Origin of the sequence: Allonocardiopsis opalescens (genome assembly GCF_003002095.1) — a bacterium.
Classification (GTDB): domain Bacteria; phylum Actinomycetota; class Actinomycetes; order Streptosporangiales; family Streptosporangiaceae; genus Allonocardiopsis; species Allonocardiopsis opalescens.
This window is the reverse complement of the sequence record NZ_PVZC01000006.1, coordinates 123493-149105: the sequence shown is the minus strand read 5'-3', so window position 1 is coordinate 149105 and position 25613 is coordinate 123493. Positions and strand designations below refer to the sequence as shown.

23 protein-coding genes are annotated in these 25613 nt (G+C 71.8%); 12 read left to right on the top strand and 11 right to left on the bottom strand.

What is annotated here, in order from left to right; genetic code table 11:
- Positions 1-13 precede the first annotated feature (13 nt).
- Together CLV72_RS20315 and CLV72_RS33690 are read left to right on the top strand one after the other, a co-directional pair.
- Complete coding sequence (locus tag CLV72_RS20315; protein ID WP_146159501.1) at positions 14-1426, top strand: ATP-binding protein; 1413 nt, start codon at positions 14-16, stop codon at positions 1424-1426.
- Complete coding sequence (locus CLV72_RS33690; RefSeq protein ID WP_106248834.1) at positions 1423-4503, top strand: type I polyketide synthase; 3081 nt, start codon at positions 1423-1425, stop codon at positions 4501-4503. The genes CLV72_RS20315 and CLV72_RS33690 overlap by 4 nt, the downstream gene beginning before the upstream one ends.
- Before the next feature lie 36 nt (positions 4504-4539).
- On the opposite strand, the gene CLV72_RS20305 is transcribed toward CLV72_RS33690, so the two are convergent.
- From CLV72_RS20305 to CLV72_RS32325, 10 genes are all read right to left on the bottom strand, one after another.
- Complete coding sequence (locus CLV72_RS20305; protein ID WP_106248831.1) at positions 4540-5754, bottom strand: FAD-dependent monooxygenase; 1215 nt, start codon at positions 5752-5754, stop codon at positions 4540-4542.
- Positions 5755-5833: 79 nt separating this feature from the next.
- On the bottom strand, positions 5834-7066 hold the full coding sequence (locus tag CLV72_RS20300; protein ID WP_106248829.1) for a PP2C family protein-serine/threonine phosphatase: 1233 nt from the start codon (positions 7064-7066) through the stop codon (positions 5834-5836).
- Positions 7026-7517 (bottom strand): ATP-binding protein, encoded by a 492-nt coding sequence (locus CLV72_RS20295; RefSeq protein WP_106248827.1) that lies wholly within the window; start codon positions 7515-7517, stop codon positions 7026-7028. Before CLV72_RS20295 ends, CLV72_RS20300 begins: the two co-directional genes overlap by 41 nt.
- On the bottom strand, positions 7517-7837 hold the full coding sequence (locus CLV72_RS20290; protein WP_106248825.1) for an anti-sigma factor antagonist: 321 nt from the start codon (positions 7835-7837) through the stop codon (positions 7517-7519). Before CLV72_RS20290 ends, CLV72_RS20295 begins: the two co-directional genes overlap by 1 nt.
- 54 nt (positions 7838-7891) lie before the next feature.
- Positions 7892-10063 (bottom strand): glycogen debranching protein GlgX, encoded by a 2172-nt coding sequence (gene glgX, locus CLV72_RS20285; protein WP_106248822.1) that lies wholly within the window; start codon positions 10061-10063, stop codon positions 7892-7894.
- Positions 10060-10395 carry an STAS domain-containing protein gene (locus tag CLV72_RS20280; RefSeq protein WP_106248820.1) on the bottom strand — a complete coding sequence of 112 codons (336 nt, stop codon included), beginning with the start codon at positions 10393-10395 and terminating at the stop codon, positions 10060-10062. The genes glgX and CLV72_RS20280 overlap by 4 nt, the downstream gene beginning before the upstream one ends.
- Positions 10396-10515: 120 nt before the next feature.
- Positions 10516-13098: an AGE family epimerase/isomerase gene (locus tag CLV72_RS20275; RefSeq protein WP_211302987.1), complete on the bottom strand. Its 2583-nt coding sequence runs from the start codon at positions 13096-13098 to the stop codon at positions 10516-10518.
- 34 nt (positions 13099-13132) lie between these two features.
- A complete protein-coding gene (locus CLV72_RS20270) occupies positions 13133-14752 on the bottom strand; it encodes a thiamine pyrophosphate-binding protein (protein ID WP_106248817.1) in 1620 nt (539 codons plus the stop codon).
- A 97-nt stretch (positions 14753-14849) separates the two neighbouring features.
- Positions 14850-15677 carry a type 1 glutamine amidotransferase domain-containing protein gene (locus CLV72_RS20265; protein ID WP_106248815.1) on the bottom strand — a complete coding sequence of 276 codons (828 nt, stop codon included), beginning with the start codon at positions 15675-15677 and terminating at the stop codon, positions 14850-14852.
- Between the two features lie 280 nt (positions 15678-15957).
- Positions 15958-16485 (bottom strand): cupin domain-containing protein, encoded by a 528-nt coding sequence (locus tag CLV72_RS32325; RefSeq protein ID WP_170141050.1) that lies wholly within the window; start codon positions 16483-16485, stop codon positions 15958-15960.
- 352 nt (positions 16486-16837) lie between these two features.
- On the opposite strand from CLV72_RS32325, the gene CLV72_RS20255 reads away from it, so the two are divergent.
- From CLV72_RS20255 to CLV72_RS20210, 10 genes are all read left to right on the top strand, one after another.
- Positions 16838-17500: an NADPH-dependent F420 reductase gene (locus tag CLV72_RS20255; RefSeq protein ID WP_106248810.1), complete on the top strand. Its 663-nt coding sequence runs from the start codon at positions 16838-16840 to the stop codon at positions 17498-17500.
- 99 nt (positions 17501-17599) lie between these two features.
- Positions 17600-19018 (top strand): MFS transporter, encoded by a 1419-nt coding sequence (locus CLV72_RS20250; RefSeq protein WP_170141049.1) that lies wholly within the window; start codon positions 17600-17602, stop codon positions 19016-19018.
- A 31-nt stretch (positions 19019-19049) separates the two neighbouring features.
- Positions 19050-19736, top strand: a complete 687-nt coding sequence (locus CLV72_RS20245; RefSeq protein WP_106248806.1) for an SDR family oxidoreductase — start codon at positions 19050-19052, stop codon at positions 19734-19736.
- A gap of 299 nt (positions 19737-20035) precedes the next feature.
- The gene (locus tag CLV72_RS20240; protein ID WP_106248804.1) at positions 20036-20497 is read left to right on the top strand and encodes a nuclear transport factor 2 family protein; all 462 of its coding nucleotides are present in this window, start codon (positions 20036-20038) and stop codon (positions 20495-20497) included.
- A gap of 38 nt (positions 20498-20535) precedes the next feature.
- On the top strand, positions 20536-20982 hold the full coding sequence (locus tag CLV72_RS20235) for a nuclear transport factor 2 family protein (protein ID WP_170141048.1): 447 nt from the start codon (positions 20536-20538) through the stop codon (positions 20980-20982).
- Between the two features lie 23 nt (positions 20983-21005).
- Complete coding sequence (locus CLV72_RS20230; RefSeq protein ID WP_106248799.1) at positions 21006-21422, top strand: nuclear transport factor 2 family protein; 417 nt, start codon at positions 21006-21008, stop codon at positions 21420-21422.
- Positions 21423-21587: 165 nt separating this feature from the next.
- Positions 21588-21959, top strand: a complete 372-nt coding sequence (locus tag CLV72_RS20225; RefSeq protein WP_106248797.1) for a nuclear transport factor 2 family protein — start codon at positions 21588-21590, stop codon at positions 21957-21959.
- A 15-nt stretch (positions 21960-21974) separates the two neighbouring features.
- On the top strand, positions 21975-23555 hold the full coding sequence (locus CLV72_RS20220) for a GMC family oxidoreductase (RefSeq protein WP_106248794.1): 1581 nt from the start codon (positions 21975-21977) through the stop codon (positions 23553-23555).
- Positions 23548-23985 (top strand): VOC family protein, encoded by a 438-nt coding sequence (locus CLV72_RS20215; RefSeq protein ID WP_211302986.1) that lies wholly within the window; start codon positions 23548-23550, stop codon positions 23983-23985. Before CLV72_RS20220 ends, CLV72_RS20215 begins: the two co-directional genes overlap by 8 nt.
- Before the next feature lie 98 nt (positions 23986-24083).
- The gene (locus CLV72_RS20210) at positions 24084-24533 is read left to right on the top strand and encodes a nuclear transport factor 2 family protein (RefSeq protein ID WP_106248792.1); all 450 of its coding nucleotides are present in this window, start codon (positions 24084-24086) and stop codon (positions 24531-24533) included.
- Positions 24534-24546: 13 nt separating this feature from the next.
- Here CLV72_RS20210 and CLV72_RS20205 read toward each other — a convergent pair whose 3' ends face one another.
- Entirely contained in the window at positions 24547-25470 is a 924-nt protein-coding gene (locus CLV72_RS20205; RefSeq protein WP_106248788.1) for an alpha/beta hydrolase, read from the bottom strand.
- Between the last annotated feature and the right edge of the window lie 143 nt (positions 25471-25613).

Below are 25613 nucleotides of genomic sequence, written 5' to 3'. Positions count from 1 at the left end.
AAGGTCCGAACAGTTGGCGCACATACGCGCCGTGCTGGACGGGCCGGTCACCGGCCCGCTGATGATCACCGGAGCGGCCGGCATGGGCCACACCACCATGCTCGCCCGCACGTACGAACTGCTCGATCACAAGCACGACCTGGTCGCACGGATCGCTCCGTGCGGGCCCGCTCCGTTCTCGGCCCTGCGCTCGGCCTTCCCCGCGGGCCTGTGCGACAGCGGTTCGCTCTACGACATGGAGCGCGAGGTCGCCCTGGCGATCGCCGGACACGCCGGAGGACGCCGACTGGTGGTACTCGTCGACGACGCCCCGCTGGTCGACCAGGCCAGCCTGATGACCCTGCGCCACCTCAGCCGGTTCGGGGACGCCGTGGTGGTGATCTGCCGGCCCGACACCGCGGTGCCGGGCCGCCCCGACCCCACCGACGCGTTCGGCTATGAGCCGGGGCTGCGCACGCTGCGGCTGCCGGCGCTGAGCTTGGGCGAGGTGTCGACGATCCTGGCCGAGGTGGTGGGTGGACCGGTGGCCCCGGCCACGGCCGAGGCGCTGTACGAGGTGACCGGCGGCAGCCCGCGTTCCCTGCGCCGGCTGGTGGAGCACGGCCTGCCCGACAGGATGGCGCCGCACGAGGGCGTGTGGCGGATCGCCGAACCCGAGCCCGACCACGGCGACGGCATCGACGCGGCCGCCCCGATGGCCGCGGACGCGGCGCGGCGAGCCTGGGAGCGCCTTGATCTGGACGGGACCGAGGAACTGTGCCGGCTCGCTCTGTGGTACGGCCAGGCGGAGCAGATCGCGTCGGTCTGGCCCTATGTGCTGCTGCTGCGCGGCAGGGCGGCCGATGGTATCGCCTTCCTCGACGCGCTTCCGAGCGCCTCGGCGGAAGGTGCCGCACCGGCCGCTCTGGCCAGGGCGATGTGCCTGGCCTTCGGCCTGCGCCGCGTCTCCGCGGCCGCCGCCATGCTGCGCAACGCCGCGATCGACGGAGAGGGGGCGCCCAACCGGCTCCTCGCCTACCGGGCCTGGCTGATGGCGGTGGGCGGACGGCCCGACAAGGCGGCCGCCGCGCTGATCGAGGTCGACCGCACCGACCGGGAGACCGCGCTGTTCGTGCACGCGACCCGGGCGGCGGCCGAGATGGCCGACGGCCGGCCCGGTGACGCCGTGTTCCAGCTCAGGCGGGCACTGGCCCAGGCCGACGAGTGCTGCGCCTCGGTCCCCTGGCTGGCCCCGTACCTCACCGCCTCGCTGATCGACGCGCTGCTGCTCGCCTCCCGCATCGGCGAGGCCACCTCGACGGCGCGCGGCTTCCACAACGGCGCGCGGGGCTGCGGGTGGGAGATCGCCTTCGCCCTCTCCGCGATGATGACGCAGGACGCCCTCCGTCCGGTCCGAAGCGTCCTGGCGGACGTGGAGGCGGCATGACAGGCCGACACAGCCCGATCGCCATTGTGGGCGCCGCATGCCGACTCCCCGGCGCCCCCGACGTGTCAGGCTTGTGGGAGCTCCTCGTCCATGAGCGCGACACGGTCACCGAGATCCCGTCCGACCGCCTGATGGCTCCCGACTGGGCGGACCTCGCCCAGCGCAGACGTCTCGTGGCGAGCAGGGCCGGCGGCTTCCTGCCGGGTATCGACCTCTTCGACGCCGCCTTCTTCGGGATCTCGCCGAACGAGGCGGTCCGGCTGGACCCGCAGCACCGGCTGATGCTGGAGTGCACCTGGGAGGCGCTGGAGGACGCCGGCATCCCCGCCGAGCGGCTGGCCGGCAGCAGCACCGGCGTGTACACGGCCTGCCTGTTCTCCGACTACTGGGACCTGCTGCGCGCGGGCGGCAAGTACGACGCGCACGCCTCGCTCGGCGGCGCGAGCTGCGGCATCGCCGCCGGCCGGATCTCCTACCAGCTGGACCTGCGCGGACCGAGCATGGGCCTGGCCGCGACCTGCTCCTCGTCGCTGCTCGCCGTACACCTCGCCGTCCAGGCGCTGCGCAGCGGCGAGATCGAGGCGGCCATCGTCGCGGGGGCGAGCCTGCTGGTCGGCCCCGATCTCTACTTCCCGCTGACCAGCGGCGGCCTGCTCTCCCGCAGCGGCCGGTGCCGCTTCGGCGACGCCGGCGCAGACGGCTACGTCCGTAGTGAAGGCGGCGTCGCCCTGGTCCTCAAACCGCTGGATCGGGCGCTCGCCGACGGCGACCCCGTCTACGCCGCCATCCTCGGGTCCGCGGTGAACAACGACGGCCGCTCCGGCGGCACCATGATCGGGCCCGGCCTGGACGGCCAGGAGGCGATGCTGCGGGCCGCCTACCGCGACGCGGGCGTCTCCCCGGGCGAGGTCCGCTACGTCGAGACGCACGGCGCCGGCACCCCCAACGGGGACCGGGTGGAGCTGACCGCGCTCGGACGGGTGCTGCGCGAGGGGCGCGAACCGGGCCGGCGCTGCCTGGCGGGCTCGGTCAAGTCCAACATCGGGCACATCGAGGGCGCCGCAGGGATGGCCGGCCTGCTCAAGGCCGCGCTGGCGGTGCGGCACCGCACCATCCCGAGGACCCTGCACGTCGAGACGCCCATCCCGGTCGTCCAGGACCCCGGCCAGCCGGTCGACCTGGCGCTGCGCACGGTGCACGAGCCGCCGGAGACCGGCCGCTTCGTGGCCGGCGTCAGCTCCTTCGGCCTGTCGGGGACCAACGCCCACGTGGTGCTCGCCGACGTGCCCGTCCCGGCCACCGCGCGCAGGCGCCGCAGGCACCGGTTCCCCTACCTGCTCCCGCTCTCGGCGCGCGATCCGCGCGCGCTCGCGGAGCTGGCCGGGCGCTACGCCGACCTGGTCGGCGAGCGGCCCTCGGCCGAGCGGGTGGCCGACGTGGCCTACAGCGCGGCCGTCCGGCGCTCCCACCACCGCCGCCGGGCCGCGGTGGTGGCCGGCGACCCCGACACCCTGCTGGAGGCGCTGCGCTCCCTGCGGGACGGCACGCCGCACCCGGCGGTGGTCGGCGGGACGGCTCCGGCGGCGAAGCCGCCCCGGGTGGTGTTCGTCTTCCCGGGCCAGGGCTCGCAGTGGGTCGGCATGGGCCGGGAGCTGCTCGCCCGCGGCGGCGTGTTCGCCCGCCGCTTCCGCGAGTGCGACCGCGCGATCCGCGCCGAACTCGGCTGGTCGCCCGTCGAACGGCTGGACGACGACCGGCCGCTGACCGCCGTGGACGAGGTGCAGCCGATGCTGTGGGCGGTGCAGGTCTCCCTCGCCTCTCTGTGGCAGCACTGGGGGATCCGGCCCGACCTGGTCATCGGGCACAGCATGGGCGAGATCGCGGCCGCCACGGCCACCGGAGCGCTGACCGTCGCCGACGGGGCGGCCGTCGTGTGCCGGCGCAGCCGCCTGCTGCGCGAGCTGCCCGAGCCGGGCGCGATGTGCGCGGTCCAGCTCGGCGAGCAGGAGGCGCGGCGGGCGATCGGCGACGCCGCGGACCGGGTCTGCGTCGGCGTGGTCAACAGCTCCGACTCCTGCGTGCTGTCGGGCGACCCCGCCGAGCTGGCCAAGATCGTGGAGCCGCTGCGCCGCCGCGGCGTCTACTGCCGGATGGTCCAGGTCGACTACGCCTCGCACGCCCCCCAGGTCGAGGCGGTGCGCGAGGGCCTGCTGGACGCGCTCGCCGGCCTGCGTCCGCGCAATGGGCGCACACCGGTGCACTCGACCGTCATGGACCGCCCGGCGGCCGGCACGGAGTTCGACGCCGCCTACTGGATGGAGAACCTCAGGCGGCAGGTCCGCTTCGCCTCGGCGGTCCGCACCACACTCACCGGGGACGACCCCGCCCTGTTCATCGAGATCAGTCCGCATCCGACGCTGCTGGCCGCGATCGAGTCCGAGATCGCGGCCCAGGGCGCCGACGCGTGGGCCGTGCCATCGCTGCGCCGTGACGAGCCTGAGACGGAATCGCTCCTGCTCAGCCTCGGCGCGGTGTACGCTCGCGGCTGCTCGCCGGGGTGGCGGCGGGTCCAGGCGGAAGGGCGGTCCGTGCCGCTGCCGTCCTACCCCTGGCAGCGCCGCAGGTACTGGGTCGACGCCCCGAAACCGAGCAGGGCCGCCGAGAACGCCGACCAGGCGCGGCCGACCGACCCCGATCCGATCGGTGACGAGTGGGCCGGTTCCCTGGACATGGCGGCGACGGTCATGGAGCTGGCCGTCGACCTCGGGCCGGATGCCGGAGCGCCCGGGGGCGGCGCCCGGCCCCTGCGATCGGCGGCCGCATGCCGACGCCGCTTGACGGCGGTGGTCGCCGGCCACCTCGGTATGGCGCCGCAGGATCTGGAGCCCGAGGCGCCGCTGGTGCTGGCCGGTCTGGACTCACTGGCGGCCGTGCGGCTCAGGCACCTGATCGAGCGGGAGTTCGAGCTGAGCGTCCCGGTCGGCGAGCTGCTGGGGCCTCGTCCTCTCGCCGAGCTGGCCGACGACCTGTACGCCCGGCTGACCGAACTCCCGAGGCCGCAGGTGGCCCTGCGGTAGTGCGGTCGCCGGGCCTGTGCGCCGTGCCCGGTCCGCTCACCGGTCGTAGGGTGTGCTCCGCCCTCCGACGACCGCGCTGAACCAGCTCTCGAACTCGGCGGGCGCCATGGCCTCCCAGTCGGGCGTCCGCTCCACCTGGGCCAGGCCCAGCCGCCGGCCCAGTTCCACCAGGGCGTTGCCGAAGGCGCGGCGCCGGTCGTCGTAGGCCGGCAGCGCCTTCTCCCAGGTGGTATGGGTCCGGCAGACGCGTTCCAGCGCGATCGCGTCCTGCAGCGCCTTGGTGGCGCCGCTGCCGGTGTGCGGCCGGGCCAGCGCGGCGGCGTCGCCGACCAGCAGCACGCGCTCGGCCGCGTAGCGGGCGACGGTCACGTCGTAGATCGGCTGCAGGGAGACGGAGTCGCGGCCGCCGTACCGGGCGATGTCGGCCCAGACCGGCGGGAAGTGGTCGGTGAGGAGTTGGTCGAGGAAGCGGGTGAGCCCGTCGTCGAGCGAGCCGGGCGGCAGCGAGGTGGGATCGGTGAAGCGCGACGCCTCGGCGACACGGCTGTACACGGCCCAGTTCATCCGGGTGCCGCTCGGCCGGAAGTCCGGAATCAGGTAGAAGACGCCGTGGCCGCCGGGGAAGCCCACCGTCACGGTGCCCTGGGCCAGGGCGTCGGGGATCGCGGTCCGGTCGTCGGCAACGGGGTAGTTCCCGCGCCACAGCGCGTACCCCGCGAAGCGCGGCCGGGCCGCGGGATCGACGAGTCCGCGCACCAGCGAGCGGTAGCCGTCGGCGCCCACGACGACGTCGTAGCGCTCGCCGCGGCCGTCGGCGGTCGTGACCGTGGCGCCCTCGTCGTCCACGGCGACATCCACCACGGCCAGCGCCTTGCGGTACACGGAGTCGGCCACGCTGGAGCAGACCGCCCGCCACAGCAGGCCCCAGTTGACGAACGAGGCTTCGAGCGGCGTCCGCCAGGCCACCCGGCCCTCAGGCGACTCCCGCTCCGCCGCGCCGGCGCGGTCGCGCAGCATCCACACCCGCTCCCGGCAGGGGCGGACCGGCATCCCGGGCGGGAGGTAGCCGATCGCCGCCAGCTCGTCGCGCAGCGGCACCGGCAGTGCGATGCCGAAGCCGCGGTCCGTCAGCTCGGCGCCGCTGCGTTCGTACACCGTGACCGAGCAGCCCGCGCGCCGCAGCGCGATCGCGGCCGCGCACCCGGCGATGCTGCCGCCCACGACGGCCACCCGGCTTCCCCTGATGAGCATGCGGTCCTCTCCCTTGAGGCCGGTGGTGGCGCCGCCGGCACGGGTGTGCCGGCGGCGTGGGGCTTCCCGGAACCGGCGGTCAGTCGTCGGATCGGCGCAGCGCCATCATGGTGATGTCGTCGGACTGGGCCGCACCGGCGACGTGGCCGGCGACGGCCTGGTCGACCAGGCCGAGCAGCTTCTCGGCGCTGTGACCGGGCTGCGTCACCACCCGCAGCATCCGGTCGCTGCCGAACAGGCGGCCGTCGGTGCCGCGCGCCTCGACCACGCCGTCGGTGTACATGAACAGGGTGTCGCCGGGGCCGATGCTGGTGTGGCCGAGCGTGTAGGAGCTGTTGGCGAGCATTCCCACCGCCGGGCCCGTGGGGGGGAGCAGGATGTGCTCGCCGTTGGCGCGGGCCAGCACCGGGGGGTTGTGCCCGCCGTTGATGTAGAGCAGCTTGCCCGAGCCGGGGTCGAGCACGGCGAAGAAGAGGGTGGCGAAGTAGCCCTGGCGCAGGTGGTTGCGGGCCAGGTACTGGTTGGTGCTGGAGACCGCCTGGACCAGCGGCCCCGCGCCCAGCGACAGCATCGGCGGCAGGGCGGCGCCGGGCTCGCCGCCGGGCCGGGAGCCGGGCGGGCTGTCCACCGGGTTCCAGTTGCCGGTGTGCTCGGCGGTGTGCCGCAGCAGGGTGCGGATCAGCGCCATGAACAGCGCGGCGCCGACGCCCTTGTCGCACACGTCGGCCACCAGCAGCGCCAGCCGCCGCCCGTTCAGCAGTTCGAACACGTCGTAGAAGTCGCCGGCCACCTGCCTGGCCGGCTCGAACCTGGTCGCCAGCTCCCAGCCCGCCGGGGTGGGCAGCTCCTCGGGCAGGAAGCCCGACTGGATCTCGTGCGCGATGCTGAGTTCGCGCTCGTACTCGCGCAGGCTGGCCAGGTTCTCCATCTCCTGGACCGTCTGGGTCAGCCGGCTGCGCTCCCAGCACGACGTCATCCGGCTGCGCAGCAGGCTGGGCAGGAACGGCGGTGTCACGTAGTCGTATCCGCCCCGGACACATGATTCCAGGGCGGCGAAGTCTCCGTCCGGGTACACCACGATCGTCGGTGAGCTGTCGTTCTCGGAGAAGCGCCGGCTGATGTGCGTCAGTTCGTGTAAGCCCAGTGAGGCCGAGACCAGCACCATGTCGGGGGACTGGTGCGGCGCGAGGTCGGCCGACAGCTGCGCCGCCGAGACCCCCCGCACGCTGAATTCGTCCGGGTGCAGTGCCTGGTGAAGTTCGGGTGCGACCTCACCGGACTCGGCGACGATGAGCACACGCGTCGCGGACATCGTGGGAATTCTCCGTTTCAGCCGAGCGGCGCAAGGGTGAGGGGCGCCACATGATGAGGGTGTTGCGGTTGCGGCCGTCGGTGTAGTCGTAGTCGAAGTCGTTGAGCTTGGTCAGGGCCAGCAGCAGCCCGTGCCCGCCCTCCGGGCGTTCCGCGGGGGCGGTGGCCAGGTGCGGGCCGGGGTCGTGGCAGCGCGGATCGAACTCGGGGGCCTCGTCCTCGATGCGCAGCCAGACCCGGTCGGCCTCGACGCTGCCGTAGAGGTCGACCCGCCCGGCGCCGCCGCGGTAGCCGTGCTGGAGGATGTTGGTGGTGATCTCGTCGGCGGCCAGGCGCAACCAGTACGCCTGGCCGGTGCTCAGGTCGGCCATCCCGACGAGCTGCTCGACGAAGGCAGCCACCTGGTCGTTGACGGCGGCGCCCTCGTCGAAGCAGAGGCGCTGGCCGAGCATCACGCCTCCGTGGACTGCTCGATGAGGACGCTGCGGTCGAAGCCGGTGAGCTTGATGGTCTCGACCACCTCCGGGCGCGCCCCCACCAGCACGAGGTCGCGTCCCGGCGGCATCTTCTGGTGCGCGAACACCAGGCAACGCAGGCCGGCCGAGGACATGTAGGCCAGCTCGTCCATGATCAGGACCATCCGGTTGACCTGGAGGCCGGTCGCCTCGTTGACCAGCTCGTTGAACTCCGGGGCGGACCGGGCGTCGAGGTCGCCGGTCAGCCGGATCGTGGCGACGTCGTCGTCGAGTCGCATCGTGGCGGAGAAGCTCATGCTGATTCCTCACTTACGGCAACGGGTGCCTGGGACTGCGGTCGGGTGCGGCGGCTACAGGCGGGAACGGGCGACCAGCACCAGCACGCTGCGCGGACCCACCAGGGCCCGCGACTGGTCCGCCCGCAGGGCCTCGCGGCCCGGCTCGTACACGTCGTGCGGCGCCTCGGCCGCGGTGTCGGCGAAGGTGTGCCAGGCCAGCTCCTCGGGGAGCCGCGGCAGTTCCAGCCGCTGTCCCTCCCAGTGGCTGTTGGCGGCCACGTACACGCAGTCGTGCTGGACTTCGGCGCCCGAGGGCAGGCCCGCGTAGAACATCGCCGCGAGCAGTCGGCTGTCGGCCGACCAGTCCGGGGTCCAGTCGTGCACGCCGTGCCAGCTCACGTCGGGGAACAGCTGGTCGGTGACGGGAGCGGAGCGGTCAGAGCGCGGGCGCAGCGCCGGGTGGGCCGCCCGGAACGCGATCGCGCACCGGGTGAACCGCAGCAGGTCGGCGTTCTCCTCGGTGAGCCGCCAGTCGAACCACGACTGCGGCCCGTCCTGGCAGTAGGCGTTGTTGTTGCCGTCCTGGGTGCGCCCCACCTCGTCGCCCGACAGCAGCATCGGCACGCCGCGGCTGGTCAGCAGGAGCAGCAGCGCGTTGCGGCTCTGGCGGTTGCGCAGCCGCAGCACCTCGGGGTCGTCGGTGGGGCCCTCCCAGCCGCAGTTCCAGGAGTTGTTGGCGTTGTCGCCGTCCCGGTTGTCCTCCCCGTTGGCCTCGTTGTGCTTGGTGTTGTAGGAGACGAGGTCGCGCAGGGTGAAGCCGTCGTGCGCGGTGACGAAGTTGATGGAGGCGGTCGGACCGCGGCGTCCGTAGAGGTCGCTGGAGCCCGCCAGCCGGGTGGCCATGTCGCCAACGGTGCCGGCGTCGCCCTTGAGGAAGCGGCGGACGGTGTCGCGGTAGCGGCCGTTCCACTCCGACCAGCGGTCATAGGCCGGGAAGCTGCCCACCTGGTACAGCCCGGCCGCGTCCCAGGCCTCCGCGATCAGCTTGCAGTCGCGCAGGACCGGGTCGTGGGCCAGGGTCTCCAGCAGCGGCGGATTGGGCAGCACCGACCCGTCGGGGGCCCGGCCGAGGATCGACGCCAGGTCGAAGCGGAAGCCGTCGACGCGGAACTCGGTGACCCAGTAGCGCAGGCAGTCCAGCACGAACTGGCGCACCACCGGGTGGTTGCAGTTCAGCGTGTTGCCGGTGCCGCTGAAGTTGGCGTAGTAGCCGCCCGGTGTCAGCATGTAGTAGGTGCTGTTGTCCAGGCCGCGGAAGGAGATGGTCGGCCCCTGCTCGTTGCCCTCGGCGGTGTGGTTGAACACCACGTCGAGCACGACCTCGATCCCGGCCCGGTGCAGCTCCTTGACCATGTTCTTGAACTCGTCGACCTGCATCCCGAAGCGGCCGGTGGCCGCGTAGGACGCCTTCGGCGCGAAGAAGCCGAGCGGGTTGTAGCCCCAGTAGTTGTACAGCCGCCGCCCGGTCGTCGGATCGGTGCGCGGGTTGTCCAGCTCGTCGAACTCGTAGGTCGGCATCAGTTCGACGCAGTTGACGCCCAGCCCCTTGAGGTAGGGGATCTTCTCGACCAGGGCGGAGAAGGTGCCGGGCGCGGAGGTCTCGGAGGCGGGGTGGGCGGTGAAGCCGCGCACGTGCGTCTCGTAGATGACCAGGTCCTCGTGCCGGTGGCCCGGGGAGACCACCTCCTCCCAGTCGAAGTCGCCGTAGGGGACGCGGGCCCGGTACGGGTACGGGTCGTCGGGCGCGCTCGGCCGCCCCCAGGTCTCGTGGCCGGCGATCAGCCTGGCGTAGGGGTCGGTGAGCACCCAGCGGGCGTCGAAGCGGTGGCCCATCTCGGGCTCGAACGGACCGTAGGCGCGGTAGCCGTACTCGATGCTCTCGGGGTCGAGCCCGAACACGGTCATCGCGTACACGCCGCCGGTCCGGAAGGACGGCGGGAACGGCAGTTCGGCCAGCGGCCGGGGCTCGCCCGGCCGGAACAGCACCAGGGTCATCCGCTCGGCGCCGTTGGAGTAGACGGAGAAGTTGATGCCGCCGGGCACCGGCGTGGCGCCGAACGGCAGCGCCTGGCCGGGACGCACCGGGAAGCCGGCGATCGTCTGGGTGGGGTACGCGTCGATCCGCTGCGGCAGCGGATCGACCTGTACGTCGCGGAAGGACTCCCGCTTCGATGTCCCGGTCATGCCGTGAGTTCCTGAACGCCGTGCTGGACCGTGTCGGAGACGCTGAAGAAGGTCAGGAAGCCGGTGGCCGCCATGATCTCGCGCATCTCGGGCGGCACCCCGGTGAGCGCCACCCGGGCGCCGGTGCGCTGGCTCTGCCGGTAGATGGTCAGCAGCACCCGCAGGCCGGCGCTCGACATGTACGAGGTCCGGCTGAGGTCGAGGAGGACCCGCCCGCCGTCGGGCACCAGCTTCTCCAGGTCCAGCCGTGCGCGGGGCGCGGTGCTGCTGTCGAGGCTGCCGTCCAGCGTGATGACGGTGACGTCCCCGACCGTCTGTCTCTCGATCTGCATGATCAACTCCTGACTGGTAACCGTCCTGCCGGACGGTCGCGGTGCCTGCTGTTCTCGTTCCTCCCGCGCCGGCCCCCGACCGGCGGCCGTACGGCGGCGCCGCACCGGCTCAGCGCGGGACTACCCTCGCGTCCTCCCGCCCTCCACCGGCGCCAGGTGCGCCCGGACCGTCACCGCGTGCTCGGAGTCCGGCAGCTTCACGGTCAGCGCGGCGGCGTCGAAGGCCGAGTACGGGCGGCCGTCGATCTCCACCCACTCCAGCCGCACCCGGCCGGCCGGCAGGGCGTCGGGTGCGACCCGCAGCGTCCGGTCGGCGAAGCCGTCGGGGCGCGGCTTGAAGTGCAGGGTCAGCGGTTCGGCGTCGATCAGCAGCCGCTCGTAGACGGTGGCCAGGAAGCACAGTTCGGCGGTGTGGTACATGCTCATCGAGTGGCTGCCCTTGAACCGCTCGTTGCCGACCAGGTACGGGGTGCCGTCGGCGAGCACGTTGAAGAACACGCCGCCCTCGTCGTGGTCCAGGAAGTAGGCGTTGTAGAAGGCGGCGGCCTCCCTGGCGTGCCGCAGGAACTCGCCGTCGCCGCTGTGGCCGGCCAGGATCTGGTAGGCGAGGATGGCCTGCTCCTGCTGCCACCACGCCTTGCGGTCGTGCCAGACGAAGCGGTGCACGCCCTCGCCCTCGGCGCGGGTGCGCTCCACCACGTCGTACCAGCCGCCGCGCTGGCGGTCGCTGCCGAACTCCGGCATGGTGCGCCCGATCCGCTCGGCCAGCTCGCGGTAGCCGTCCTTGGCGGTGACCGACATCATCCGCATCAGGTTCCAGGCGATCTTCAGGTTGTGCCCGACCACGGCGCGGTTCTGCTGCCAGAACCAGCTGCGGTCGGGGGTCCAGTCGGCGTGGAAGCGCTCCTGGACGAAGGGGCTGCCGGCCTCGGGCATGTGCTCGGCGATCAGGTCGAAGCACTCCTCCAGCATGGCCCGGTGCGCCTCGTCGCCGGTGGCGAGGTACAGGTTGAACAGGTAGGCCGGGGCGTGGTCGCCGACGGAGTTCCAGTTCTTGCGGGCCCGGTTGGGGCCCAGCGACTCGTGGTGCGGGCTGAGCAGGATCGGGTCGATGTGGGAGAAGTAGCCGCCCTTGTCGTCGTCCCGGAAGAAGCGCTTGATCAGCCGCAGGGTGCCGTCGATGTCGGAGGCGATCCGCCGGTCGCCGGTGATCCGGTACAGCTGGGTGGGGCCGGCGAGGGCGTAGATCTGCTCGTACATCGGGATGGCGTCGTAGTCGTCGCCGAACTCGGAGGTGAACAGCTTGCGCTCGGAGTCGCCGTTGACCTCGATGCCGTGGTACCAGTACACGACGTCCTCGTCGCGGTCGACGAAGCGCATGTGGTCGCGCAGGTAGGCGGTGCCGCGCTCGGCCACCTCCAGGAAGTCCTCGTCCCCGGTGAGCATGTAGGCCGAGGACATCCCGTAGATGAGCCGCGAGATGGTGTCGGTCTCCTGCACGTGGCTGTCGGTCTTGTCGCCGCCCAGCCGCAGGACGGTGCGGTAGTCGGCGTAGTCGATCTCGCCCTCGCCGAACTGCGCGCGCCGGTAGAAGCGGGCCAGCTCCTTGAGCTGGTCCACCCACCAGTTGGGGTCGGCGAACTCGTACTCGCCGACCCGGCGGCCGACGAAGACCAGCCGCTTGGCCTCGAAGGTGTGGCCGCCGTGCTCGGAGTAGTAGATGCCGTGCGCGAACACGTGCCGGCCGGGGACCAGCAGGTCGGCCAGGTGCGCGCCGGCGTCGACGTAGGGGTGGCCGAGGTTGCGCAGGAACTCCGCGGTGGTGGTCGGGCCGACCCTGGCCCGCACGGTGCGGCCGTCGCTGGTGCGCAGGCCGAGGTCGCCCCGGTCGGCGTCGTAGTCGGTCACGTAGCCGGCGACCAGGTCGGAGAAGGTGAAGTCGGGCCGGTAGGCGCCTTCGGGCGCGGCCGGGGCCGGCGCGGCGGCCGGCGCGGCCACCGCGGCGGGCGCGGGCGCCCGGACGGGGGCCGCCACCGGGGCGGGCGCCGCATCGGCGGTGAGCGAGCGGACGGCCTCGGCCGGGCGGCGGGGGCCGGGCAGTGCCGGGCGGCGCGGCGCGGTCCTGGCGGCCACCAGGTCGATGAGCATCCGGGCGAACAGGTGGCAGTGGCCGGCGCTGCGGCCGGTGACCAGGTCGCCGTCGACCACCACGTCCTGGTCGGTGTAGACCGCGCCCATGTTGCGCGCATCGCCGATGAGATTGTTGTGGCAGGTCAGCCGCCGCCCGCGCACCACCTCGGGGATCGGCGCGGCCAGCCACAGGCCGTGGCAGATGATGCCCTTGAGCACCTCGGGCCGGGCGAAGGCGTCGCGCAGCAGCTTCACCGCCGGGGACAGCTCCTTGACGTCCTCGGTGTAGCGCAGCCGGTCCGAGACCATGCCCGAGGGCACGATCAGCGCGTCGAAGGAGGCCAGCCGCTCGGCGTCGACCGCCTCCAGGTCGCCGTCCACGGTGAACGGCTGCTGGTACTCGTGGCCGTGGAAGGTGATCGAGGGCTGCCCCCACAGCCGGGTGAGGAACTCGACCTTGGCGCCCTCCTCGGCGAAGCGCCGCTGGTAGTAGTGGAGTTCGGGTTCGACGTAGTCGCTCTCCATCAGGATCGCGATGGTGCGGCCCGTGAGCCGGGCGCCCTCCGTGCTCATCTGCTGCTGCCTCCTTGGCGTCGCGCGCCGGTGCTCATGCCGTGTCGAGGTCGATGAGGAACGGCCCGGGCGCGGCGAGCATCCGCGCCACCGCGGACTCCACCTGCGCGGGCTTGTCGACCCGCAGCCCGGGCACGTCCAGGGCGCCCGCGAGCCGGGGGAAGTCGATCTCCGGCCGCGACAGGTCGAAGCCGCCGGGGTAGGCGTGCGGGGGGATGCCGCGCTCGCGCCAGTACTGGTCGATGTTGTTGTCCAGCAGCCCGTACCTGCGGTTGTTGCAGATCACGAACCTGGCGGCGACGTTGTGCCTGGCCGCGGTCCACAGCGCCTGGATCGTGTACATGCTGCCGCCGTCGCCGGTGAAGCCGACCACCTCGGCGCCGGGCCTGGCCAGCTTGGCGCCGATCGCGCCCGGGATGCCCACGCCCAGCGAGCCGCCTCGGGTGGCGAAGTAGGAACCGGGCCTGCGGGGCGGCAGCTGCCGGGTGAGCCCGCCCGAAGCGGTCAGCGCCTCGTCGAAGACGACCAGGTCCTCGGGGGCCTGGCGGGCCAGCTCCGCGGCGAACAGTTCGATCAGCGGCCCGTCGGCGCGGGGCTGCGGCTGGACCGGGCAGTACTCGCCGGGCGCCTCGTCGCTTGGACGGCCGGCCGACTGGGAGGCCAGCCGGCCGGCCAGCGCCGCCAGGGTCGGTCTGGGATCGGCGACCAGGGCGACGTCGACGGGGAAGTTCTTGCCGATCTCGTAGGCGTCCAGGTCGATGTGCACGATTCGCGCGTCCGGCCGGAACGGGCTGTCGAGCATCGGGAAGACCTCGGGGAACACGTAGGTGCCCACGATCAGCACCGCGTCGGCCTCGCGGACCGCGGCGCCGCTGACCGAGCCGAACATGTGGCCCAGCTGGCCCCGGTACAGCGGGTGGGTGGTGTCCATGTTCAGCTCGGAGGAGTCCACCCCCCACACCGGTGCGCCCAGCAGCTCGGCGATGCGGACCAGCTCCTCCTGGGCGCCCGAGACCGCGACGCCGTCGCCCATCAGCACGACGGGCCGCTCGGCGCCGCGCAGCGCCTCGGCCGCCCGCTCCAGTTCGGCGGGCACCGGCAGCACCGATCGGGACGGCACCGTGCTGGGCACGGCCGGCTCGGCGGTGTCGGCGTCCAGCACGTCCATCGGCAGCCCGACGAAGACCGGGCCGCGCGGCGGCGTCATCGCCGTCTTCACCGCGCGGCGCAGCACCCGCAGCAGCGAGTCGGGGTGGGTGACGCGGGTGGCGTACTTGGTGACGGGACGGGCCATCGCCACCAGGTCGGCGGCCATCTGCGCGTCCATCGCGTCGTAGCGCACGCCCGCGTCCCCGGCCACCACCACCAGCGGCGAGTGGCCCCGCATCGCCTGGTAGAGCATGCCGATGCCGTTGCCGAGCCCCACGCCGACGTGCAGCTGCACCAGCGCGGGCCCGCCGGAGGCGCGGGCGTAGCCGTCGGCGATGCCCAGCGCCACGGTCTCCTGGAGCGCGAGGACGTACTCCATGCCGGGCGCCTCCTCCAAGGCGTCCAGGAAGCCCTGCTCCACCGTGCCCGGATTGCCGAACATGTGGGTGATGCCGTCGGCGGCGAACTGCTCGAAGATCGCCTGCTTACCGGGTCTGGCGCTCATGTGCTGCCTCCTTGCCGCCGGCGCTCGCCGGACGGGCCGTGCTCGGTACGTGGGCCGCGTCCCGCCTGGGGCCGCGTGCGGTGCCGTCCCGCCACCGTCACCAGCCGTAGCGGCGCAGGCCCGACTCCAGGACCTCGACCAGCTTCTGGCCGGCCAGGAAGGAGTCCGGGGTGGAACGGGCGGTGATGAACGGGTAGTCGACGATCACCGAGGTCTCGTGGCCGACGTTGCCGTGGTAGCGGCCGTCGGGCGCGGTCGCGTCGCGCAGGATGTACTCCAGCGGGTACGGCGGCGGACCCATGTTGAAGTCGACGCCGATGAAGCCGGTGCCGTCCTTGTAGTCGTACTCCTTGCAGTGGCCCGTGACGTGCTTGCCGCGGATGATGCTGTCGCGGTCCTCCCAGTCGCGGGCGAAGGCCAGGCAGGCCACCCCGTAGCACTCGGCCACGATCGGCTTGTCGGCGCGCAGGAAGGCCAGGATCAGCTCGTGCACCCGCCCGTTGTTGGCCAGGTCCACGATCGGCCCGCTGCCGCCGACGATGACCAGCGCGTCGTAGCGCTCGATGTCGGTGTCGATGCGGCCGAGCTCCCGGTAGTAGCCCTCGATCCGGCGCAGGAAGTCCGGCTCGCTGTTGTAGGGGCGGTCGGGGATCCACGCGCTCAGGCTGAGCGGGTCGTTCAGCCGGTCCGACGCGTCCAGCTCCGCGACGGCCACCGCCACCTCGGGCGTGGTCACCGACCGGCCCAGCGGCGGGTCGACGTAGCCGGGATCGAGGCTGGGCGGCAGCGCCTGCGGGCGCTTGCCGGTGGGCGTGGCGAAGACGGTCTGGTACCCCTGCTCGTCGCAGGCGGCGACCGGCCCGAGGAGTTCTTCACCCCAGTAGCCGTACTCCGAGAGGATGACGAGAATCGTTCTGGACGCCATGGAAGGCTCCCGTCGCTTGTGGTGCATGGGTCGGTGCAGCGGACAGAAGGGTCTCCGTGCGCGGCGGGTATCTATGGACATAGCGAATCAAGTGGGGACAAAAATAAATAGACCTCCCGGTGCGCGGGGACCGTACTTCGACAGGTCGAAAGTCGGTGACCGGAAGGTGTGTTGATTCTTCGTTAAGTGGAGAAACGCTCGACCGGAATTCGGGTGGGAATGACGGCGGACCGGATATGCCGCCGGTACGCGGCGCGGCGGCCGTGCCGCCGGACCGGGGTCACCGCGTGCGGTGCGCTCCGATGAGCGCGAACAGCATCAGCACGGGCCGCCGGCCGGGGTTGCGCCAGGAGTGCAGGGTGCCGCGCTGGACCACCACGTCGCCGGCGCCCAGCCGCACCTCGCCGTCGTCCAGTGCCATCAGCATGTCGCCGTCCAGGACCATGCACCAGTCGACCGTGTCGGTCGCGTGCGGGCCGCGCGGATGGCCGTGTATCGCGCCCAGCGCGCCCGGCAGGCGCCGCTCCATCTCCTCGGTCAGCTCCTCGGCGGTCCCGACCGGCTCGGGGGAGCCGTCCGCGGGCCAGCGCAGCAGGACGAAGCGGGTGCCGCCCGGGGCGGGGAAGTAGGGGGCGAATTCGGGTCCGCCGTCGCCGGAGCCGACCGCGGGAACGCCGTTGAAGCCCCAGAGCAGGAAGAAGTCCGTGTCGGGATACAGGCCGACCCGTACCGGATCGACAAGGTGGTCGGCGACGACCACCGACCGCCCTTCGCGTAGGCCGGTCACCACTCGCCGGATCCTGTCCACCGTGCCTCCTCGCCAGCCGCGCTGCCCGGCAGTCAAGCGGGGCGGCCGGGGCGGGGCAAGCGCCGCCCGCCAGGAAGCCGGCACTTCGACATGTCCGCGCGGGATATTCGCCGACCAAGTCATCTTGATACCGATTTCGCAGCCGCGAATGATCCCTCCCGCGCGGCCGGAACACCCCGGCTCCCGCGGTCCGGCCGCCGTGGGAACGGACTCCGGGGCACAGGTCGGGCACCAGGCGGCCGAGTAGCTAACGGAGTCCGCCGTGACCGGGGAGAACCGCTCGCCCGGTGCCGCAATGGCGAGCATAGTTCAATCAGTTCCCCATTCCCGGAATAAGGGGTGTTCTACGACCATGCCTCAGACAGAGAACGCCAGACGCCTGGCCATTATCGGCACCGGAAAGATCGGCCAGGCGGCCGGCCGGCTGTGGCTGGCCGCCGGCCACGAGGTCGTCTTCGGCTCGCGATCACCGCAGCGCGCGGGTCCGGCGCTCGCCGGCCTCGGCGAGCGGGTCAGCGTGGCGACGCACGCCGAGGCGGCCGAGGCCGGCGAGATCGTCATGCTCGCGGTCCCCGGCGAAGTGGTCGACGAGGTCGTCGACGACATCGCCGACCGGCTCGTCGGGAAGATCGTCATCGACGCCACCAACCAACTCGCCTACGTGGACGGGCGCTGGGTGTCCTCGCTGGAGCCGGGGCTGACCGAAGGGCGCCGGATGGCGCGCCGGCTGCCCGACAGCTCCGTGGTGCGTGCGTTCAGCCACATTCCGGACGAACTGCTGTGGCCGCGCGGCAGTGAGCAGGCCTTCTACTGGGCCATGGCGATCGCTGGCGACGACACGGCCGCGACCGAGACGGTCGCCGGCCTGGTGCGCGACGCCGGATGGACGCCGGTGGACCTGGGCGGGCTGGACGAATCGGCCGCCCTGGACCCGGGGGGCTCGGTCTTCCACCTCTTCTACAGCGAGGCCGAAATGCGTGACGTGGTGGGTGTTGCGGCCAGCGCTCGCACTTAGGCCGGGATCAATTCTTTCATTGCAAGCAATAAGGCGAAACTGATGACTAAAGTTGTAAGTCGCAACAGGAACCTCCTCCTGCTCGTACTGTGTGCCGCCATGTTCCTGGACGCTTTGGACACCTCGCTCGTCGGTGTCGCCCTGCCCAGCATCCAGAACGAACTCGGCCTGTCGAACGCCACGCTGCAGTGGCTGGTCTCCGGCTACACGGTCACCTACGGCGGTCTCCTGCTGTTCGGCGGCCGGGTGGCCGACCTGTTCGGCAGGCGCCGGGTCTTTCTCGCCTCGATGGTGCTCTTCGCGGTCGCCAGCCTGGTCGGCGGCCTGGTCTCGTCGGGCGAGCTGCTGATCATCAGCCGCGTGGTGAAGGGCATCGCCGCGGCGTTCACCGCCCCGGCGGCGATGTCGATCATCACCACGACCTTCCACGAGGGCTCGGAGCGCAACCGGGCGCTCGGCTTCTACTCGGCGACGGCGGCCGGCGGCTACAGCCTTGGCCTCATCCTCTCCGGCATCCTGACCGAGGCCAACTGGCGCCTCGTCTTCTTCATGCCGGTCGCGGTGGCACTGCTGGTCATCGTCGCCACCCCGCTGACCATCCGTGCCGACCAGCCGGAAAGCCGCCAGCGCCGCAGCTACGACATCACCGGGGCGATGACCATCACCGGTTCGGTGCTGCTGCTCATCTTCGGCCTGGTGCAGGCGCCCGAGGTGGGCTGGGGCGCGGCCTCCACCCTGGGGGCGCTCGGCGCCGCGGTCGTGCTGTTCGCCATCTTCATCGCGGTGGAGCGCAGGCACAGCGACCCCACCGTGCCGCTCCGCCTGTTCCGCTCCTGGACGCGCAGCTCCGCGAGCATCCTCGCCGTGCTGTTCGCCGCGGCCAGCCTGGGGTGGCAGTTCGTGGCCACCCTCTACATCCAGCAGCTCCTCGGCTACGGGCCGTTCCAGACGGCCATGGTGCTGCTCCCCGTCGGCATTTCGACCCCGCCGATCGCGCTCGTCGTCACCCCGTGGCTGCTCAACAGGATCCCGATGCACTGGGTCGCCGGCATCGGCATGCTGTTCCAGGGGGCGGGCATCGTCATGTTCGTCTTCGTCGGCTTGGAGTCGAACTACCTGGGCCTGATGCTCCCGGGCATGCTGCTGCACGGCATCGGCAACGGCCTGGTCTTCCCGACGATGACCATCGCCGGGGTGCAGGGCGTCGACGACCGGCAGCAGGGGGTCGCCTCCGGCGTCATCACCGGCAGCTACCAGCTCGGTGTCGGCCTCGGCGTCGCGATCATGGCCAGCGTCATCACGGCCACCGTCGTCGGCTCCGGCGAGGGCGCGCAGCTGGCCGGCTACCAGACCGCGTTCATGACGGCGTCGGTCATCGCCCTGCTCGGTCTGCTGGTGGGCTTCATCGGCCTGCAGATCAGGCGCGGCACACCGGCGGACGCGCCCACCGCCCCCGCGGAGCCCGCCGGCTCCGCGGACGCCACCCCACCGACCGCCGCCACCGCACCGCAGCAGTGACGCGCGACCCGAGCATGGAAGAGGCTGAGTGATGACAAGTCCGGTCACCGTCGTCGGCGGTGCTGGAAGGACGGGGCGGCTCATCGTCGCGGACCTGCTCGCGCAGGGCGTCGAGGTCCGGGTGGTGAGCCGCCGGGCAGGCCGGGCGGCCGACCTTCGCAGCCGCGGAGTCGCGACCTTCGACGCGGACGTGCGCGACGGCCGGGGCCTGGACGCCGCACTGGCCGGCAGCGCGGGAGTGGTCTACCTGGTCGAGCCCGGCACCGCCAACAGCGGTCCGGACCGGCCCGAGACCACCCTCTACCAGGGCGTCAGGAACGTGCTCGCCGCGTGCTCGCCCCAGTTGGAGCGTTTCGTCCTGGTCAGCTCGATCTACGTGACGCGCCCCGACCACTACTTCAACGAGTGGGGGCGGCTGCTGGACTGGCGGCTGCGCGGCGAGGACGCGGTCCGCGCCAGCGGCTTCCCGTACACGGTCGTGCGCCCGTCCTGGCTCACCGACGAGCCCGCCGGCCGCGCGGGGGTGCGCTTGGAACGGGGTGACCGCGGGGACGGCAAGATCTCCCGGTCGGACGTCGCCCAGGCGTGCGTGCACGCGCTGAGCTCTCCGGCCGCGGTCGGTCTCACCTTCGAGATGTACACCGACCCGGGCGTCGCCCGGGAGCCGTGGGAGGCGCTTTTCGCCGGGCTGGCGAAGGAGCCGGCGCCGGGAGGCTGACAGCGGCGTGAAAATGGTCCGGCGAGGTCCGCGGGTAAAGCCCCGGGCCTCGCCGTTCTATTGCCGCGGTGCTTTCACGGACATGGAATCGGCATCGACATACGGAAGTACGGCGGGCGTTTCGTTCGAACCTTGATCTGGTGCTTGAGGTGACTATTTACTGGGGTTGCGGCGAAAATCCGAATTCGTCGCCAGGTCCCGACCTGACGGAAGGGCAGGACGGTCGTAGCGGACGCGGATGCGCCCGGCAGAAGATCGGCCATACGTGACGATGCTTTTCTTACTGCGAAGGGGATCCGATGACGAGCAACACGGCCGACCGCCTGACGAGTGAGGAGGCGGTCCGCACGGCGGCCGTTTCCTGGTTCGCGGCACTGGACCGCAAGGAGCCGTTCGACCGGATGGTCGACTACTTCGACCTGGACCGGCTCTACCTGCGGTTCCCTGAGGGGGAGTTCCACGGACGGGACGGCTTCGCGCGCTGGTACGACGCCGCGATGAACACCTATTTCGACACCAAGCACACCGTGCACGAGGTGGGTGTCGACATCGCCGACGACGGAACAGCCGACGTCCGCGTCTTCGTCACCTGGCAGGCCAGGACCTGGAAGCCCCCGGCGGCCACGAGCGAATCCGTGGCCTTCGACATCCGCCAGAGCTGGCGGGTGGTCGCGGACGGCAACGGTGCCCCGCGGGTGCGCTCCTACGTCGTCGAGGAGGTCGAGCCGGCGAAGGGGTTGGCGGCCCGCCCGAGCATCTGATGGCCATGAACGGCAGAATCCGAAAGGGAGTAGCAGGAATGACTACGGTAGTCTCGTCGAACATCGACGTCGTCCGGCGTATGTACGCGGCCTTCCACGCCCGCGACCTGGACCAGCTCCGCAACGACGTCTTCGCGAACGACATCGTCTGGTACATGCCGGGGCAGCACCCGCTGTCCGGCCGGCATGACGGGATCGACGCCGTCATGGCGTTCAACGCCGCGCTGGCCAAGGCGGGCATCGTCGTCGACAACATCCACCTGGGCGAGCTGGACGACGGCACCGTGGTCGAGAAGCACACGGGCCACGGGCACTCCCAGGGCGTCGACTACATCTTCCCCACCTGCACCTCCTACCGGGTGCAGGACGGCAAGATCGTCGAGGTGCGGGTGCACACCAACGACCCGCACGCGGTGAACGAGTACATGTGGGCCCAGTACCAGCTCAGGTCGCTGCCGGACCGGCTGGCCGACGGGCAGGTCTGAGCACGGATCGGAAGGTGCCAGCCATGTCCGACACTGCAGGCGCTCTGACCCCGGAACGCGTCGAGGCGGCCTATGGCGTACTCGGCTCCGGGGACCGGGCCGCTATCGAGGAGTACTGGGACCCCGAGATGACCTGGGAGGCCGCGGGTCACGCGCGGACGTCCGGCGTCCACGCCGGGCTGGACAATTTCCTCCTCTTCATGAAGACGATGGGCGAGCTGACCGGAAACTCGCTCAAAGGCGAATTCAAGGAGATCCTGGTCGGTGACGGCATCGCAGTGGCGGTGACGCACAATACGGCGACCAGAGCCGGTGACCCGTCGAGGAAGCTGGACATCGACGAGATTCATCACCTGCGCTGGCGGGACGGCAGGATCATCGAAGGAAAAGGCGCGATGTTCGGCACGGGTACCGCCGAATTCGAGCAATTTCTCGCCTGAGCGGACAAGGCCGTTCTCCCGCGGTTGAACGTCGGTCGGCGGCGGCGCGGGCGCATCGGAAGCGACAGACGTGGCGGGCATCGGCCGGACTGGTGGATGTCCGCCGCGTCACGCTCGGGCGAGTGGACCGATCACGAATCCACGCAGCAGTGCCGGGAGGCGCCGATGAACACCAGAGACGTCATCACCAGATACTACGAGCTCGCCAATCAGGGCGACTGGTCGTCGTGGGTCGACCTCTTCGCCGTCGACCAGGTCACCGACGAGCAGCTGGCCGGACACATCGAGGGGCAGCAGACCCTGCGCGAGATGATGGCCGGCTTCCCGGACATGTACGCGAGCTTCCAGAACGTGCCCCGGCACGTGGTCATCGAGGGCGAGCAGGCGGCGGTGGTCTCCCACATCTCGGCCACGACCCACCAGGGCGAGACGATCGAGGCCGACGTCGCCAACTACTTCCGGGTCACGGACGGGCGCATCGCCTACCTGGCGAACTTCCACGACTCGGTGCCCTTCCGGGCCGTCTCCCCGGCCTGAGCGAGGGGGCGGAACATGGAGGAGTTCGACTACGTCATCGTCGGGGGAGGCACCGCGGGATCGGTGCTCGCCAACCGGCTCACCGAGGACCCCGACGTGCGCGTGTGCGTGCTGGAGGCCGGTGGCGCCTGGATCCCCGGCAATGTCGACGCCGCGGCGGCGTGGGTGACCCTGTGGGGCACCGGCGTCGACTGGGCGTACCAGAGCGTGCCGCAGCCCGCCCTCGGCGGCCGCGTCACCAACGAGCCGCGCGGCAGGATGCCGGGCGGCAGCAGCAACATGTACATCATGATGCACGTCCGCGGCCATCCCTCCGACTTCGACAACTGGGCCTACCAGGGCGCGGCGGGGTGGTCGCACGCCGATCTGCTGCCCTACTTCCAGCGGCTGGAGTCGCAGGAGGACCCGGTTGACGGCGTCAACGGGACCGGCGGACCGCAGCCGGTGACCAACGCCGGCCTGCACGAGCCCAACCCGCTGTCCCGCACCTTCATCGACGCCTGCGTGGAGGTCGGCTATCCGGAGACGCCGGACTTCAACGGACCCCGGATGCTCGGCGCCGGCTGGCACCACCTCGACGTCGTGGAGGGCCGGCGCCGCGGCACGCTCAGCTCCTACCTCGAACCGGCGCTCGACCGGCCCAACCTCACCCTGCGCACCGACGCGCAGGCCACCGCCCTGAAGTTCTCGGGACGGCGCTGCGTCGGGGTCGAGTACCGCCAGCAGGCGGCGGCCGAGCCGGAGGGCGAGGGGCGGACCCTGCCGGCGGACCGGGCCGAGCCCGGTATCAGGACCGTGAACGCGGCGGTCGAGGTGATCGTCGCCTCCGGCGCCATCGAGTCGCCGAAGCTGCTGCTCTTGTCGGGCATCGGCGACCCACGTCACCTGCGCGAGTTCGGCATCCCGGTGGTGGCCGAGTCGCCCGGTGTCGGGGAGAACTTCCACAACCACGTGCTGACCGGGCTCGTCGCGGAGACGAAGGAGCCGGTCGCCCCGGCGAAGCAGAACCTGTCGGAGTCCGCGCTGTTCACCACCTCCGAGCCGGGGATGGTGGCACCGGACCTCCAGCTCGCGTTCGTGCACGTCCCGTTCGACCTCATCGTCGGCAAGCAGCACCCCAACGCGGTCAGCATCCTGCCCGGCGTCGTCCGGCCCCAGTCGCGCGGCTGGGTGCGGCTGGCGAGTGCGGACCCGTTCGCCAAGCCGCTGGTGAACCCGAACTACCTCGGCGACGCCTCCGACGCGCGGCGGCTGGTGCAGGCGGTGCGGCTGTCCAGGGAGATCTTCGCCGCCTCGGCCTTCTCCCGGCACCTGACGGGGGAGCTGCTGCCCGGTCCCGCGGTGCAGACCGACGCCGAGCTGCACGCGTTCGTCCGCGACCGCGCCGACAGCTACCACCACCAGGCCGGCTCGTGCCGGATGGGCATCGACGACCGGTCGGTCGTCGATCCGCGGCTGCGGGTGCACGGGGTGACGGGACTGCGGGTCGTGGACGCGAGCGTGATGCCCGCCGTGCCCTCGGGCAACTGCCACACGGCGATCGTCGCGATCGCCGAGCGGGCCGCCGACCTCATCAAGGAGGACAATCGTGCCTGACCAGCCGGCGATGCGCTGGTCCCATGTGGGGCTCAACTGCGGCGACCAGGCCGCCACGGAGGACTTCTACCGCACCCTGTTCGGCTTCCAGCGGGCGCGGGTGGCCGACATCGGCGGCGGTGAGCGCATCATCTTCCTGCGCAGCGGACCCGTCTACCTGGAGCTGTTCCCCTCCGCCGCCGAGCCCGCCGACGGGCCCAAAGGCGACGGGCCGCAGTCTCCCGGCGTGATCCGCCACCTCGCCTTCCAGACCGATGACCTCGACGCGTTCCTGGAGCGCATCGGTGACTCCGTGCCCGTCACCCTGGGACCGCTCCGCTTCGACGAGTTCATCCCCGGATGGCGGACCGTCTGGCTGAGCGACCCCGACGGCGTGGTGGTCGAGGTCAGCCAGGGCTACCGCGACCAGGAGCAGGTTCCGACCGACTGAGACCCGCCGCCGGACCCGGTGCGCCGGTGTCCGGCGGCGCATCCGGGACCGGCGGCGGCGACCGGTGTCGCCGCCCCATGCCGGCCGCGGTTCGGCAGATGACGGAGAAGAACATGATGTCGGAGTTCAACGAGGCGGCGGTACACACGGCGGTGCGTGGCTGGTACGCGGCGCTGGACCGGCACGACGATGTCGGCGCCGTGCTCCCCTACGTGGTGGACGAGGGTTTCGAGATGCACATGCCCGAGGGGGTGTTCTACGGCCGCACCGGCTTCCTGGAGTGGTACGAGCGGGTCGTCAACACCTTCTTCGACGAGGAGCACACCGTGGAGCGCGTCGACGTCTCCTTCCTGGGCGAGGAGACGGCCAAGGTCGCGGTCCGGGTGAACTGGCAGGCCAGGGTATGGGAGCCGCCCGAGCCCGTCAGCTCGTGGCTGGGCTTCGACGCCCGCCAGACCTGGACGGTCGTCTGGCAGGACGACAGCGTCCGGGTCCGCAGGTACGTCATCGAGGGGCTTGAGGCCATGCCCGGATCCGCGCCGCTGTAGCCGGGCGGGAGCGTCACCGCGCCGCTCCCGGAGCCGCCCGGTCCGGCGCGGCGAGGTGCGGGGCGGCCAGGTCCAGTGCCGCGTCCACCGTGGCGTCGCGGTCGTAGAAGTCGAACTGGGTCCCCTGGGTCCAGTGCGCCGTCGCGGGGCCCGCCAGCTGCGCCACGAAGCGGCGGGCCCCGTCGGGGACGGCGGCGTCGTCGCTGTGCACCACGAGGGTCGGCACATCGACGTGCGGCGCGGCCTGGATCGGGTCGAAGCCCAGCCACTCCGGCCAGGCCATGACCGCGAAGCGGTTGGACCAGGCGGCGATCCGGCCGCGGCGGGGGTCCAGGTAGTACGTGATGGGGCCGTACATGGCGGCGGCCGGGTCGGTCTCGCTCACCGCGGGCACGTAGTCGACCTCACCGGTCTCCCGGTACCTGCTCTCGGCCGCCAGGCCGGCGTCGACGCGCTCGCGCACCCCCGACTCGCCGCCGTAGACCTCGCGTACCAGCCGGGCGTCGTGCAGCCAGGGGGCGACCAGGGCGAGGGAGCGGATACGGGGCTCCTCGGTCGCGGCCACCGCCGCGTAGCCGGCGCCGGCGCAGACGCCCAGCACGCCGAGCCGGGAGGCGTCCACGTCGTCGCGGCCCGCCAGGTACGCCACGGCGCTGCGGAGGTCGCGGACCTTCAGCGCCGCCGACTCCACATCGCGCGGTTCGCCGCCGGACTCGCCGTACCCCCGGAAGTCGAAGGCGAGCGCGGCCTGGCCGCGCTCGGCCAGGCCCCGCGCGTAGCGGCCCGCCATCTGCTCCTTGACGGTGGTCCAGGATCCGGCGACGGCGCTCGCCGGCAGGGGTTCGCCGGTCCGGTCCGCGGGACGGTACAGCGTGCCGACCAGCGTCGCGGACTCGCTGGTGAAGCTGATCGGTTCCGTCTGGACGCGCTGGGTCATCGTGGTCTCCCGTCGGCGGGGGCCGGGCGCGGGGGCCCGGAGCAGTCCGTCGTTCGGAATCGAGCCTGCCCCTACTGAGGGCGGGCACCAAGTAGCCGGTGCTGCTGGCATCAGCGGTGCCAGGCTCGGCGGCGGGGACCGGC

Coding starts and splice junctions, on each gene's coding strand:
- CLV72_RS20220 (WP_106248794.1), top strand. CDS start 21,975: ATGGAGGAGTTCGACTACGTCATCGTCGGGGGAGGCACCGCGGGATCG.
- CLV72_RS20300 (WP_106248829.1), bottom strand. CDS start 7,066: ATGTCCGCGACGCGTGTGCTCATCGTCGCCGAGTCCGGTGAGGTCGCA.
- CLV72_RS20240 (WP_106248804.1), top strand. CDS start 20,036: ATGACGAGCAACACGGCCGACCGCCTGACGAGTGAGGAGGCGGTCCGC.
- CLV72_RS20275 (WP_211302987.1), bottom strand. CDS start 13,098: ATGAGCACGGAGGGCGCCCGGCTCACGGGCCGCACCATCGCGATCCTG.
- CLV72_RS20295 (WP_106248827.1), bottom strand. CDS start 7,517: ATGCTCGGCCAGCGCCTCTGCTTCGACGAGGGCGCCGCCGTCAACGAC.
- CLV72_RS20210 (WP_106248792.1), top strand. CDS start 24,084: ATGACGGAGAAGAACATGATGTCGGAGTTCAACGAGGCGGCGGTACAC.
- CLV72_RS33690 (WP_106248834.1), top strand. CDS start 1,423: ATGACAGGCCGACACAGCCCGATCGCCATTGTGGGCGCCGCATGCCGA.
- CLV72_RS20225 (WP_106248797.1), top strand. CDS start 21,588: ATGAACACCAGAGACGTCATCACCAGATACTACGAGCTCGCCAATCAG.
- glgX (WP_106248822.1), bottom strand. CDS start 10,063: ATGACCGGGACATCGAAGCGGGAGTCCTTCCGCGACGTACAGGTCGAT.
- CLV72_RS20230 (WP_106248799.1), top strand. CDS start 21,006: ATGTCCGACACTGCAGGCGCTCTGACCCCGGAACGCGTCGAGGCGGCC.
- CLV72_RS20280 (WP_106248820.1), bottom strand. CDS start 10,395: ATGCAGATCGAGAGACAGACGGTCGGGGACGTCACCGTCATCACGCTG.
- CLV72_RS20235 (WP_170141048.1), top strand. CDS start 20,536: ATGACTACGGTAGTCTCGTCGAACATCGACGTCGTCCGGCGTATGTAC.
- CLV72_RS20290 (WP_106248825.1), bottom strand. CDS start 7,837: ATGAGCTTCTCCGCCACGATGCGACTCGACGACGACGTCGCCACGATC.
- CLV72_RS20245 (WP_106248806.1), top strand. CDS start 19,050: ATGACAAGTCCGGTCACCGTCGTCGGCGGTGCTGGAAGGACGGGGCGG.
- CLV72_RS20205 (WP_106248788.1), bottom strand. CDS start 25,470: ATGACCCAGCGCGTCCAGACGGAACCGATCAGCTTCACCAGCGAGTCC.
- CLV72_RS20270 (WP_106248817.1), bottom strand. CDS start 14,752: ATGAGCGCCAGACCCGGTAAGCAGGCGATCTTCGAGCAGTTCGCCGCC.
- CLV72_RS20255 (WP_106248810.1), top strand. CDS start 16,838: ATGCCTCAGACAGAGAACGCCAGACGCCTGGCCATTATCGGCACCGGA.
- CLV72_RS20305 (WP_106248831.1), bottom strand. CDS start 5,754: ATGCTCATCAGGGGAAGCCGGGTGGCCGTCGTGGGCGGCAGCATCGCC.
- CLV72_RS20250 (WP_170141049.1), top strand. CDS start 17,600: ATGTTCCTGGACGCTTTGGACACCTCGCTCGTCGGTGTCGCCCTGCCC.
- CLV72_RS20265 (WP_106248815.1), bottom strand. CDS start 15,677: ATGGCGTCCAGAACGATTCTCGTCATCCTCTCGGAGTACGGCTACTGG.